Origin of the sequence: Peribacillus sp. NPDC094092, assembly GCF_050279365.1 — a bacterium.
In the GTDB taxonomy this organism is placed as follows: domain Bacteria; phylum Bacillota; class Bacilli; order Bacillales; family DSM-1321; genus Peribacillus.
On record NZ_JBNNUC010000001.1, the window covers coordinates 1,420,590 to 1,434,735 of the forward strand.

10 protein-coding genes are annotated in these 14,146 nt (G+C 41.2%); 2 read left to right on the top strand and 8 right to left on the bottom strand.

Features of this window, described 5'->3' with window-relative positions:
* Positions 1-3: 3 nt before the first annotated feature.
* The 4 genes from ACQKNS_RS06825 to ACQKNS_RS06840 all read right to left on the bottom strand — a co-directional run bounded on the left by ACQKNS_RS06825 (position 4) and on the right by ACQKNS_RS06840 (position 6,054).
* Positions 4-1,047 (bottom strand): LacI family DNA-binding transcriptional regulator, encoded by a 1,044-nt coding sequence (locus ACQKNS_RS06825; RefSeq protein WP_427641744.1) that lies wholly within the window; start codon positions 1,045-1,047, stop codon positions 4-6.
* Between the two features lie 341 nt (positions 1,048-1,388).
* Entirely contained in the window at positions 1,389-3,038 is a 1,650-nt protein-coding gene (locus ACQKNS_RS06830) for a glycoside hydrolase family 13 protein (RefSeq protein WP_427641745.1), read from the bottom strand.
* Between the two features lie 79 nt (positions 3,039-3,117).
* A complete protein-coding gene (locus ACQKNS_RS06835; RefSeq protein WP_427641746.1) occupies positions 3,118-4,653 on the bottom strand; it encodes an alpha-amylase family glycosyl hydrolase in 1,536 nt (511 codons plus the stop codon).
* 150 nt (positions 4,654-4,803) lie between these two features.
* Positions 4,804-6,054 (bottom strand): extracellular solute-binding protein, encoded by a 1,251-nt coding sequence (locus ACQKNS_RS06840; protein ID WP_427641747.1) that lies wholly within the window; start codon positions 6,052-6,054, stop codon positions 4,804-4,806.
* A gap of 368 nt (positions 6,055-6,422) precedes the next feature.
* Between ACQKNS_RS06840 and ACQKNS_RS06845 the strand changes: the two genes are divergently transcribed.
* Positions 6,423-8,177: a glycoside hydrolase family 13 protein gene (locus ACQKNS_RS06845; RefSeq protein WP_427641748.1), complete on the top strand. Its 1,755-nt coding sequence runs from the start codon at positions 6,423-6,425 to the stop codon at positions 8,175-8,177.
* Between the two features lie 43 nt (positions 8,178-8,220).
* Here ACQKNS_RS06845 and asnB read toward each other — a convergent pair whose 3' ends face one another.
* Positions 8,221-10,068: an asparagine synthase (glutamine-hydrolyzing) gene (asnB, locus tag ACQKNS_RS06850; RefSeq protein ID WP_427641749.1), complete on the bottom strand. Its 1,848-nt coding sequence runs from the start codon at positions 10,066-10,068 to the stop codon at positions 8,221-8,223.
* A 284-nt stretch (positions 10,069-10,352) separates the two neighbouring features.
* On the opposite strand from asnB, the gene ACQKNS_RS06855 reads away from it, so the two are divergent.
* Entirely contained in the window at positions 10,353-10,919 is a 567-nt protein-coding gene (locus ACQKNS_RS06855; RefSeq protein WP_063232220.1) for a DUF2777 domain-containing protein, read from the top strand.
* A 57-nt stretch (positions 10,920-10,976) separates the two neighbouring features.
* Here the strand turns inward: ACQKNS_RS06855 and ACQKNS_RS06860 are convergent, their stop codons facing one another.
* The 3 genes from ACQKNS_RS06860 to ACQKNS_RS06870 all read right to left on the bottom strand — a co-directional run bounded on the left by ACQKNS_RS06860 (position 10,977) and on the right by ACQKNS_RS06870 (position 13,937).
* Complete coding sequence (locus tag ACQKNS_RS06860) at positions 10,977-11,318, bottom strand: YisL family protein (RefSeq protein WP_427641750.1); 342 nt, start codon at positions 11,316-11,318, stop codon at positions 10,977-10,979.
* A 134-nt stretch (positions 11,319-11,452) separates the two neighbouring features.
* The gene (locus ACQKNS_RS06865; RefSeq protein ID WP_427641751.1) at positions 11,453-12,634 is read right to left on the bottom strand and encodes a DUF418 domain-containing protein; all 1,182 of its coding nucleotides are present in this window, start codon (positions 12,632-12,634) and stop codon (positions 11,453-11,455) included.
* Between the two features lie 28 nt (positions 12,635-12,662).
* Positions 12,663-13,937, bottom strand: coding sequence for an MFS transporter (locus ACQKNS_RS06870; protein WP_427641752.1), 1,275 nt, complete (start codon positions 13,935-13,937; stop codon positions 12,663-12,665).
* Positions 13,938-14,146 lie beyond the last annotated feature (209 nt).

The window sequence follows — 14,146 nt, forward strand, 5'->3', positions numbered from 1 at the left end:
CGTTCAATAAGTCATGGCCATTGCACCCTGCTTGATTGATCTGCAGGAATGCCTCTCCACGAAATGATGTGGAATGATGGTCCCAGCAGGTGCATCTCCAGTCTGCAGCATTTGAATGATGCCCTTAGCGGCCTGATATCCCAAATCAAAAATATTGATATCAACGGAAGTCAGGGCTGGTAATGACAGTTCAGAGAAAAGAACATTATTGAAGCTGACGATTGAAATTTCTTCAGGAGTGCGCACGCCCATCTCGCGAAGTGAATGCACGATGCCAAGTGCCATAAGGTCATCACTGACGACCAAAGCGGTTGGTGGTTCATCGATGGATAGTAACCTTTCTGCAGCTGCTTGTCCCCCTTCATGCAAAAAATCTTCATGCAGGGTATATTCCCTCCTTCGATCGATTCCAGCCCTCTTCAATGCCCGTTCATAACCTGACAAGCGATCAAGGGTCATCATAAGGGTTACGTCACCTCCGATGAATCCAATCCTTTCATGTCCTAGCTGTATGAGGTAATCCGTTGCCTGTTCGGCAGCCAAGACATTATCATTATCGACATATGTTATCTCCTCGATAAAATCATAGGGTTTCCCAATGATCACGAATGGAAAAGACCTCGCTCTCAAATAGGTCAGAATGTGATCGTTCATCCTTGAATACATCAGGATAATTCCATCAACCATCCCCCCCTGCACCATATTCACTACTCCTTCGTAGATTTCTTCTTCTGTTTTTCCCGTGCTTAGCAACAGGGAATAATGATTTTCCTGAGCTCCCTCACTTAGACCCTGAAGGATCGTCGGAAAAAACGGATTTTGATAATAATCATTTGACGAACTTGGCATTACCAAGCCAATGATCCTGGTCGATTGATTGGCAAGACTACGTGCAATGAAGTTTGGATGGTATCCTAATTTACTCATCGCCTTACGTACCCGTATCTTTGTTTTTTCACTTATCCGAGGATTGTTCGCAATCACTCGAGAAACTGTTGAAGGAGCAACATTCGCTAACTGTGCCACATCTTTTATTGTTATGGCCATGCATTTCCCCTCTCCCCTCTTAGCCTTTATTGACTTCATTTAATACAAGGTGAATACCAATAAACACTTCTCTAATATTCATTTTATATTTATACATTTTGTATGTATTCATAATACACTCAGTTCGATAGTTATATCCATACTTTTTTTCATGTTTGTTCAATTTTTCAGAAAATACTCACTTTTCCGTTTTTTTCTTTCTGTTTTAAAATTCAAAAAGAAGCTGATGTATGATCAGCTTCTAAAAAAACGGCATGGCTATTGAAGATCAAGAAGTCAGACGACTAACTACATAGGTTTTAAGCTGATTTCCAATCAGGACCATAGAGGTGATTCACCTATTAAAAACGATAAACCCTCGTTTCATATGGACGTAAATCTATAAGGGATACCTCAGGACAATCCTCATAATTTGCTAGCAAAAGTTCCATTTTACCCCAGTATGAAAGGTCGATTCGGTGGTGATTCATACTAAAATTACATACTACCATAACTGAATTATCATTCATGTTTCTTGTATAAATATAAAGTTCGGGATGATCTTCCCATAATAATTCATATTCCCCATAAACGAGGACCTGATGTTTTTTTCGTAGATCAATCATCTTTTTATAAAAGTGATAAATGGATGATGGGTCATTTTTCTGCTGTTCTACATTAATGGCGCGATAATTGGGATTAACCCTCATCCAAGGTGTTCCATGCGTGAAACCGCCATTTTCAATATCACTCCATTGCATCGGTGTTCGTGAATTATCACGGCCACTATGCCAAATAATGTTCATGATTTCATCATGCGGACGACCTTTGGAGGTCTCTATCCGGTAAAAGTTTTTCATTCCTACATCATCATAATCATCAATCGAATCAAATTGGACATTCGTCATGCCAATTTCCTGACCTTGATAAATAAAAGGTGTACCTTGCATGAAAAAGTATAGGGCCCCAATCATTTTTGCGCTTTCCAACCAGTATTGATGATCATTTCCCCAGGTGGATACACTTCTTGGCTGGTCATGATTTTCAAAAAACAAAGCATTCCATCCTTTGTTTTTCAGCCCCTTTTGCCATTTGGTCATTGTGCGCTTTAACCCCTGAACATCAACGTCGTGATTCTGTCCCCTATTCCAAAGCCCAAGGTGTTCAAATTGAAATATCATATTGAACTTCCCATTCGATTCCCCGACCCATTCTTCCGCCTGCTCAATCCTGACGCCATTGGCCTCACCGACCGTCATGATATCATACTTAGAGAAAGTCTCTTCTTTCAACTCCTGAAGGTAATCCAGAATCCCGTCCTGATTAGTGTGCATTTCAAACGCTGGTACGTACTGATGCCAATAAGGGTTGGGCATATCCGGAAGGCCATCACGCTTATGAATATGCGTGATCGCATCGATCCGGAAGCCATCGATCCCCTTATCGAGCCACCAATTGACCATTTCATATAATGCCTTTCGTACATCAGTATTTTTCCAGTTTAAGTCTGGCTGCTTTTCGGCAAACAAATGTAAATAGTATTGATTGGTCCTTTCATCGAATTTCCAGGCACTTCCGGAAAAGATGCTTTCCCAATTATTAGGCTCACGACCGTCCTGCCCATCCCTCCATATATACCAATCCCGTTTCGGATTATCGCGGGACGAACGTGACTCTACGAACCAGGGATGCTCATCACTTGTATGATTCAAAACAAGATCGAGTATCACCTTCATCCCACGTCCGTGAACATCTTTCAATAACAGATCAATATCTTCGATTGAACCGAATTCATCGGAAACTGCTTGATAATCACTAATATCATAGCCATTATCCGCATTAGGCGATTTATAAAACGGACAAATCCAAATAACATCAATCCCTAATTCCTGCAAATAGTCAAGCTTTGAAATCAAACCTTTTATATCACCGACGCCATCACCATTACTATCCATGAAACTGCGCGGGTATATTTGATAGCAGACCGCTTCTTTCCACCAGGTCTTATTCATGCTGTAACCTCCCGATCCTGTTTTCCACAAAGCCTTAGGGACAATGTTTGGCGGCTACCGACAATCGAGAGGCATATGATTATTTTGGTTGGTTCCGTTTTGAACGCTTAATAACCAAAGCAATGAATATACCAAAAATAAGAAGAACCAATCCTATGACTAACAGGTAAGGAATATTAATAATCGATTTAGGTGACAGCGTGTAGACTTCTGTCGTCTCCCTGTCGATTACGATAGAGTAACTGTTGTCCTTACTGCGGACCAGATCCCCATTCAGCATACCTCTCAACTCTTTATTGCTTTCAAGTTCCTTATCAGTAAGATTTATCGTTTGAGTTTCAGTCGTATTGTTCATGGCGACTACAATCGTTTCATCTCCATATACACGCTTGAATACCGAAGCTCCACCTTTTTCATATAAAAGCTCCATATCCCCCTTTACCAACGCTGGGTACATGTCTCTGAGATCAGAAAGCTTTGTTATATATTCCACCAATTCCTGTTCTGTTTTAAAATTCATCAACTTGTGATTATCGGGGGCAATATTCCCATTCAAGGCAATTTCCGATCCATAAAATACGATTGGCACCCCTGGCATCGTATATAGGTACGACAGCGCCATTCTCCATCTGGAACCTGGATTTTCATTATGGTCGGCAGCATCCTTTGTAAAACGGGGCATTCCCTGTGTATCCATGAATAATGCCTGCTCGGCATTGCCACCTAATTCATCTTCGCTTTTCTCAAATGCATTAAAAACAGGTTTCAATTCTTTATCGGGTGCAGCAAAAGCTTCCCGTAGCTCAGCATTTTGTGGATAAGCCATAAAAGCATCGATACCCGTCTTTTTGTAGCTTGATATCAAATCGGCATCACCTTGTACATCGCCGATTGTATAGAAATTTGATTTTTCAGATTTGACTGCATCCACAAATTCCTTCCAAAAATCTTTTGCTACGTATTGGACTTTATTTATACGGTAACCATCGATATCGGTTTCCGTTATCCACCATTTGGCAGCATCAAGTAAATATTTCCTTGTTTCCATATTATCTTGATTCAAATCGGGAAGATCATCGACCCAGCCTGTTTCCAAATCTTTTTGGCTACTGTCCTGGGAAATCCTTTTTTCTTCATGGAACCAATCTTGTTTTTTTGGATCGGCCAGCCACGTGGAGTCAGGCCCAACATTATTTGCTTGAAAATCAATGATTACCTTCATATCGCGTTTATGTGCCTCATTCACGAGTTTTTTAAACTCTTTCAATGTCCCATAATGTTTATCCGTTTTATAAAAATCTGCCACCCAATCGCCATGATAGCCATTTTCATCATTAGCGAAAATCGGTGAAAGGATGATAGCGGTATAACCCATATCTTTTAAATAATTCAGTTTCTTCGTGACACCTTCGAAATCCCCACCATTAAACGTGGAAGGGTCATTCACGTTCGCATCTCCATTATTTTGAGTATTCCCATCGAAAAATCTGTCGATCAATAATGAATATACGATTTCATCCTTCCAAGTTCGTTGTTCTTTTTCAGCTGCTCCTACTGGAATGGCGTAAAAAAGAAGCAACGGAATTAAAGCGAGTGATAACACTCTTTTTCTCATATCCGCTCTCCTCCTAGCTATCTCTTTACGCCTTTAAGATTAGCCTTTTGCCCCCTTAACGTCAAATCCAATTTATAAAAAACTTTACACTAAAGGAACAAATTGGTGATACTGATTATAGTTACTGAATCGTAAAAAGGCAGAACACGATTAACGTTCTTTTTTTATCGTCTTAACCGCTTTATCCAAGGCCCTTTTTGGTTTTGCGTTTTGAGTGCTTATTTCATCCATGGCTGCATTCATCGGTCCCCATACCCTATTCATTTCCGGTATATTCGGCACTGGTTCAGCGTATTGTAATTGTATGCTCATGGCTTGTGCCCTTTCATTTTCTTTGATTGCGGCATTGTGTTTGATTGATTTATTAGGAGGGATTTCCCCTGTTAAATCATAACGCAGCATTGCATGATCATCATTTGTCAAATATTCAACTAACTTAGTAGACCAATAAGGATGTTTTGTGAATGCTGTTACATGCCAGCCTTTGATTTCCATCAACGTTTTCATTGGCTGGCCATTGGGCAATTCGGGCATGGGCGCGATTCCTGTATCCTTTCTCCCGGTAAATGAATCACCGTCGCTCATGATAGAAGCCAAATTCCCTTGTATGAACAACTCTTCGATCGCTGCTTTGTCGCCTTTAGGAATCAAGCCCGCCTTATACCATTTTTGGATGTATGCAGCCCCTTTTATGGCATCCTTATTATTCAAACCAATGTCGGAAGGCTCCAGTTTTCCATTCTTATCTTTAAAAATATAACCTCCCATCCCAGCGATCACTCCATATGAATCATGGAAATCATTCCATTTGGCATAGTAACCATGCACGTTACCCTTTCTTAATTTCTTCGCCATTTTATAAAGGTCATTCATCGTCTCAGGAGCCTTAGACATCAATTTTTTGTTATAAATGAAAACGGATGTGTTTACTGATTTCGGCAATCCAAATACCTTATCCTGATACATCTCCCCACTAATTGAAGGTTCAATGAAGGCATTCAATACTTCATCTTTCACCTTCACTTCCTGAATTAAGCCTTCCTTCACGATTTGCCCGACTTTTTCATGAGAAAAAGTTACAACATCCGGGGCCTTTCCGTTTCCGATTGGCCCATCACTTCGAAGCCGCTCATACATCTCGGTAGCTAGTTCAAGCTCTTCATGCTCAACTTTGATTCCATATTCTTTTTCAAAAGCTTCAATCACCGGCTTTAGCGCCTCTGCTTTACCCTTTTCCTCCCAAATGATCAATTTTTCCGGCTTCGCTTCATTGCTGGCTTCGTCTTCTTTTTTCTTATTTTCTTTCACTACTTCATTTTCCAAATCTGAACTGGTACCACAGGCACTTATACTAATAATCAAAAACATGGACATGAACAAATGAAAAATCAGCTTCTTCACTTTCATTCTCCTTTTTAAAATGTTTATTCTATCATGTCCAAAAGCACCAAATAATACTGTTTTTCAGTTCATTCATTCAAACAAAGCCACTTAATGAAAACGGTGCCAAAGCTATTGTTATCATTATATGAACGGCTTTGGTTTTTACAACATTTTCCTCAGTGTATTTATTTTCTTGTAGTGATGAACACTTTTTGTTATTTTTTAGTTAATAAGTGCTTCTTTCAATTGTAATCGGGTATATAACCATATTGAAAAACACTTAACCTGGCTTAGTGCAACTTCATGGTGCCCCTCCAACTCATAAACAGCCGGAAAGTTTCCTTTTTCACATCCCCAAATACCTATAGAATTGGAGTGGTTTTGTAATGGAATATTCATCCATCCACCATAGACCTAATGACAATTACGGCTATACCATCAACACCGAAACCCTACATATCCGCCTACGTACGAAAAAACAGGATATCTCCTCAGCTGGATTGATTTTTGGGGATCCATACATTTCTGATCATGATGGGCAGTGGCAGTACGAAGAACTTCCCATGAGTTTATCAGGCAGCGATAACCGTTATGATTATTGGCATATCTATGTCAATCCTCCCTACCGGAGAATTCGGTATGGGTTCAAGGTATCCTCAGAAGATGAAAGTGCCATTTACACGGAAAAGGGATTCTTTACAGACCCCCCCCGAGATCCGGGAAGCTATTTCGCGATACCCTATCTACATCAAAATGAAGTTTTCGGGGCACCGGAATGGGTCAAAGATACAATTTGGTATCAAATTTTCCCTGAACGATTCGCGAACGGAAACCCCGACAATGACCCGGAAGGCGTGCTACCTTGGGGAAGTGAAGATCCGGCCGTGGATAATTTTTTTGGCGGTGACTTCGAAGGTATCATTGAACATTTGGATTACCTTGAAAATCTTGGCATCAACGGAATTTATTTCACTCCAATCTTCCATGCCTACTCCAATCATAAATACGATACGATTGATTATCGGAGTATCGATCCGCAATTCGGAACGAAGGAAACATTGAAAAAACTAATAACCGAATGCCACAAACGGAATATCCGGGTCATGCTGGATGCCGTTTTTAACCATAGCGGCTACTATTTCCCCCCTTTTCAGGATTTACTCGAAAAAGGGGAGAAATCGAAATATAAGGATTGGTTCCACCCACACAGCTTCCCTCTTAAGGGAGGGGACAGGCCCAATTATGAAACATTCGGTTTTTTTGAATCGATGCCAAAATTGAATACTGCGAATCCGGAGGTGAAAGAATACCTGCTTGAGGTGTCGGCTTATTGGATCAAGGAGTTCGATATAGACGCCTGGAGGCTCGATGTGGCAAATGAAGTCGACCAGCCATTCTGGCGTGAATTTCGAACAACGGTGAAAAATATAAAGCCTGACCTATATATTCTTGGAGAAATTTGGCATGACTCGATGCCATGGCTACGCGGCGATCAGTTCGATGCGGTCATGAATTACCCGTTTACCAATCAAGTTTTTCGCTTGGTCGCTTCACAAACCATCAATGCACGCGAGTTCACGGAAGAAATGACAGCCATTTATCACAGTTATCCTGCCAATGTTTTTGACGTGACATTCAATCTTCTTGGAAGCCATGATACACCGCGGATTTTCACGGATTGCGGGGAAGATCTAGCCCGGGCCAAGCTCATCCACGCAATCCTTTTGACATTCAATGGCAGCCCTTGTATTTACTATGGAGATGAAATCGGCTTAACCGGGGGCATGGATCCAGGGTGCCGAAAATGCATGGTCTGGGAAGAAGAAAAACAAAATACCGAGCTTTTCAATGAAATTAAGACATTGATCCTCTTGCGAAAAGAAGAACGATTACTTGCCAATGATGGAAAGTTCAAATTCCTTGATACAGCCGGAAATGAACATATCGTGGCCTACCAAAAGTATAATGGGGAACGTTCTGTCGTGATCCTCATCAATCCGACGGATGTCCAGCAATCCTTTACTCTCCCATTTGACCTGAAAGGACGTACACTAACTGATTTAAGAACAAAAGAAACCACACAGGAAGGTGAATTTGAATTGGCTGGTTATGAATATAAAATTCTCGCATTCAATCATTGAGGCAATGAAAACGGGGCAATGAAAATCATCCGCCCCGTTTTTTTCAATCGATTATTTGGATATCATATTCTTTGAACCATACATGGGTTTGTGCCAGGTGCGCGAGCAACTGTGGACCTGACATCAATTGCCCGAACCAAGGCACTTTAAAAGCGGCACCCTTGGAATCTACTATATCGGTTAGCTTCTGTTTATCGAAAAACTCATGCAGGACCGAACTTTTATCCATAAGTAAGTCTTTCAACCATGCCTGCACACGGTCCGTATATATAGGGTTATGGGTTTTTGGATATGGACTTTTTTTACGATACAATACCTCATCAGGTAACAGCCCCTCCAACGCTTTCCTTAAAATGCCCTTTTCACGGTTGCCTTCCATTTTCATTTCCCAAGGAATGTTCCATGCATATTCAACAAGGCGATGGTCGGCAAATGGCACGCGCACCTCTAAACTTGCACCCATACTCATCCTATCCTTCCGGTCAAGGAGCGTCGTCATGAACCATAATAAGTTCATATAGAAAAGCTCTCTCCGCTTTGCTGCCACACCGCTTTCCCCTTCCAATTTAGGCGTTTCAGCAAGGGTGGCCAAATAAGCTTCCTGCGCATATTCCTCCAGCTTCAATTTCTCGCGCCATTCCGTTTTTAATAAAGATACCCGCTCCCCGGTCGATCTCATCCATGGAAAACCAGCACGATTCAAATCATCCTCACGATGAAACCAAGGGTAACCTCCAAAAATTTCGTCCGCACATTCGCCGGATAGGCCAACGACAAAATCCCGCTTGATTTCCTTACAAAACCAAAGTAAAGAAGAATCGACATCCGCCATGCCCGGGAGGTCCCTTACAAGGACAGCTTCCGTTAAATACTCCGTCAACTGTTCTTGAGTGATGATCGACGAATGGTGAACCGTGTTAAAGGTATCCGACATCTTTTTAATCCAATATCCATCAGAATTAGGCTGAAAATCATTTGCCTTAAAATAGCGCTCATTATCTTCATAATCGATGGAATACGTATGAAGCTGGCCTTTTCCTTCTTTTTGATAGGCGTTTGCCGCAATGGCTGTTATCGCGCTTGAATCAAGCCCTCCCGATAAAAAGGTACAAAGCGGAACATCTGATACAAGTTGCCGTGTGACTGCATCTTCGACAAGGTAGCGAACCTTCTCGGCCGTCTCATCAAGAGTATCCCGGTGTTCTTCACTTTTCACATTCCAATATCTCCAAATCCGGAGGCCTTTCCTTGATAAGGTAAGCGCATGGGCAGGCCTTAATTCCTGGATATTATGAAATACGCCTGAACCTGGCTTTCGGGATGGACCAACACCAAAAACTTCAGACAACCCTTCACGATCAATCTCCGTTTTAACATCCGGATGGGCCAGAATCGCCTTAAGCTCCGATCCGAAAATGAACCCGCCATCCCTTTCCGCGTAAAAGAATGGTTTTACCCCCATACGATCTCTTCCAACGAATAATTTCTGTTCTTTTTCATCCCAAATCGCAAATGCAAAAATCCCATTGAACAAGTCAATGCATTTTTCTTTCCATTCTATATAAGAAGTTAGTAAAACTTCTGTATCAGAATGACCGTTAAAGGAATATCCTTTTAATAATAGCTGTTTACGAATATCCTCGGTGTTATATAGCTCACCATTATAACAAAGTGTATATCTGCCGTTTTCGTGATTTTTCGTCATCGGCTGTTTTCCGCCTTCCGCATCGACAACCGTTAACCGTTTATGACCAAAGGCAACATGGGCTTCGCTCCAAACATTTTCTTCGTCTGGCCCCCGCTTTGCCAACGTTTTTGTCATGTTTTCCAGTGTTTTCGTTTTTGTCCGTAAATCTTTTTGAAAATGCACCCAGCCTGTTATCCCACACATTCACACTTCATCCTTTCTATCCGGACTATCAAAAATATATTGGCTCCCTGTCTTAAAAAAGATTTACATCCCCTAAGTATCGATCAGCAATTCCGTAGGACTGCCCTGCCCACATCGCCCGGCGTTGTTAATGAATTGTTGAGCAAAGCATCCCGTGTTTAAACATAGCCTATGCAAAGACGGAAAGATGGTTATTTGTCCATAATATTTTAAAATATACAGTTATATTTTCATTGGATTTTGACTAAAAAGTAGGTGAGGATTCCACTATTGGAGGTATATGTATGAGTCAGCAACAACGAACCAAGTTAATGAACAGGCAAACAAGAGCTTTTACCGAAGGAACAGTGGAAAATATCAATCAACAATGGATCTTTTTCGATGATGAAACAGATGAGGCCTGCTCCATTGAAGACCACGTTGATAGCATCATTGAAGTGTACAGGGGTGGGCGCTGGCAGCAAGGAGTAGTAGAAGAAGAGGGAAAAATCCTGCTTCATCGGGAAATCACCTTCTTAAGGGAAAATGAGCCCATTCGGATACGCAAAAAACTGCTCTATTCTTTTGAACGCCTATTGGAAGAATTGAACGATGATTCCTTTTTCCAATTTGTAACGACATTGAATTCACTTGATTTTTCTATTTATGATTGTATATATAGTTATAACCAGCTCACCTTTTTAAGGGCCGTCCCTAACCAGTCCGGCGTTAATTTCTTCACCTTTGATAACGAGAGCCAAATATGCCTCGTCCAGCACCACTTTTCTTACGGGAAAAAGGATCATGATCGTTTTGAATTCACCCTGAACACTGGAAAAAGGATCGTCATTGAGAAAGTGAATTCACAATAATGGGTAAAAGAAAACGGGTAAATGAGGTTTCCTCATTTACCCGTCTTCAATTCTGCATTAAAAAAAGTCCATTCCTTGTGGCAGCGAAAGCCCTAAATAAAGGACGAATACAAACGCTACGATGAACAATATCCACATGGCACCCGTGCTTTTCCCTTTTTTCGTACGGACCAGCACCATCTCCATCGCCGCAATCACGATGATTCCAACAATCATTTTTACTGCATAAGCACCAAAATCAGTGATCAGCATACCGCCAGTCAGGAAAATCAATAAATAGAACAACCGTGTTATCATATGTAGCATTTTCGCTTTCGGATTTCCACCTTTAAGCATCGAATATGTAACAAAGAAAAGAATGATTCCGATAACCCAAGCCGTAATATGCATATGTGTCATTTTTATGCCCCCTCGTTCAGTTTCCATTTCATCATATCATAGGCATTTACAAAAAAACAAAACTAAGGATCTAACTGAATGGGTAAAAACCAACAATTTAATGAACTTCATTTACATTTAATCTTAATAGGTCCCTACCTGCGCATAAACGGCTTTTTGCCATATGTAACCCATCGCCACATATATTCAACCGGTCCGTATTTAAACAGCCCCATCCACAATAAGGAAAGCAGAATTTGCAGGCAAAACAGGGCTATTAAATAAACAAATCCCTTCGAGTAAGAGACTGATCCATATAAACCAAGGCCATATGAGTAAAAAATGGCCGTACATACCATCGATTGGAACAAGTAATTGCTCATCGACATCCTTCCGATATACGAAAGCGGATGTAAGAGGCGGAAAGCCCCTGCCTGTTCCGCCAAAAGTACGATAGCCGTAATATAAAAAATCGTAAGTAACGGGCCTCCCAAATAATCCTGCACGAATATCGTACCAAAATGGTAAACCGTCACATATGGCAGAATCTTAAATGATATGCCCAATAGCAAGCTTACAATCGAAAGCATTTTCAATTGTCGTTTATATTGGGCTGGATTTTGGAGAATGCCTTGTTTTGCAACGCCTGCTCCAATTAAAAAAAACGGAAAAATCGATAGAAAAAGGATTATGGCATTAAAAGGGTTGTTCACCATATACCAATCCAGTGCCCTTTGACTCATTATGTCCGTAAATGTACCAGATTGATAAACTTCCAAAGACTGTTTCATCATCGCCGAATCAGTCGTTATTGCCATCCCTTCCCTATCAAAAAAGCCCAATATAAGAAATAGCGAACCCAATATCGCAAAAGGCAGGACATAACAAACCGAGCCTAGCAGGATTAAATTCCTGCCCTTCATTTTATAAAAAAATAAAAACGCAAACCCAAATACAGCATAATTGATGAGGATGTCCCCATGCCAGATGAAAAAAGCATGAATGCACCCAAGTATCAGCAGGAAACTTAGCCTTTTCATATATAGTATAGGAAATGAAATACCCTTTTCTTCAGTCCTTATAGCTAGTATGATTGCCCCGAAACCGAACAGAAAGGCGAATAAAGGATAAAAGCTGGCCTGTGCGACAATATCACTGAATCTGTACAAAATCCTGTCCCATCCACCGGACCACCGCTCGGCACCATCTATGTACAAGAGCGGAGAGTGGAAAGAAGGCATATTCACTAAAAAAATGCCTAAAATGGCGAATCCCCGTAAAACATCGATACTTACGATCCGTTTACTTTCCTGTAATGGTGCTATTGTGCCCTTCATAAGGTCACCCTCTTTCATCCATACAGATTTATAACTCCATTGCATCATCCTTAACTTTTGTGACCGCTTTTTGCTTTTTTATCAGTATGACAAACAAGCTGCCCAATAAGCAAAAGATTCCTGCAAGGAAGAATGCCCATGTATAGGAATTGAATATTTTGAAGATAAGCCCTCCACCGTACGCCGCCACTGCTGCGCCCACCTGATGGGCAGCGAATATCCACCCATATACAATCCCGCTCTTCTCTATGCCAAAGACTTGCCTTGAAATGCTTATGGTCGGAGGAACGGTGGCTATCCAATCCAAGCCATAAAAAATGGAGAAGATGATCAATAGGCCGATTGAGCCTTCATTTAACGCAAAAGGAAGCAATACGAGGGAGGCACCCCTTAGAGCGTAATACCAAAACAACAGCCAGCGGTTATCAAAACGATCTGATAACCACCCGGATACAGTCGTACCGATCAAATCAAAAATTCCCATGAAAGATAACAGTGATGCTGCCGTCACAACCGGTAAGCCAAAACTAATGCAGTAAGAAATGAAATGTGTGCCGATCAACCCGCTCGTTGAAAGTCCGCATATAAAAAAGCTCCCCGCCAATAACCAGAATTCCTTCACTCTCACCGCTTCAATCAATGACTGAAAAGCCATGGCGATTGGGTTCTTCCTTTGGACTATAACAGTCTCCAAATTTTCCTCTTCTAATCCATATGGAAGAGTGCCAACTTCCCTCGGATTGTTTTTCATGAATAATAGGATGATTACCAGCATGATCAAGCTAAGGATCAATATTAATCCAATCGCCCATCTCCATGAAAAATCCTCAATGATGATGGCTAAAACCGGCAGTAAAATGAGCTGGCCTGTGGCTGTACTTGCCGTCAGTATCCCGACCGCCAGCCCTCGCCGCTTCTCGAACCAACGATTTGCCACATATGGGCTCAATACCGTTAAAAACACTCCAGACCCCAATCCAATGATAATTCCCCAAATTAAAATGAGCTGCCACTCATGCTCCATGAAAAAAGTGAGGAAGATCCCTGCCAATAAAGTGGACATGGCCAATACCATCATTTTTTTCAATCCAAGCACTTCAATTAGAGCTGCCATGAATGGACCCGATAATCCATAAAGAAAAAGACTTATGGCGAAAGCTAAAGATATGACGGACCTATCCCACCCGAACTCCCTTTCAAATGGTACGATGAAGACTCCCGATGATGACCTGACGATTCCCGCTACAATAATCGAGAAGAAGGTTATGATTAAGATAACCCAGCTATAATGAATACGTTTCAATGCTCTCCCCCACAATCCAAAACTCTTAGAATCAACAAGACGAAAAAGAAAAATCATAATAATTTGAAATATTTTATAATAGTAACACTTTATCGTTAAACAGGAAGCTTTTTATCGAAACAAATTCCATTGCTCCTAAAATGATCGTCCTTATCCACCAATGGCATGAGTTACTCTTCATAGTTTAATATGAAACCGAATTTAAAGGG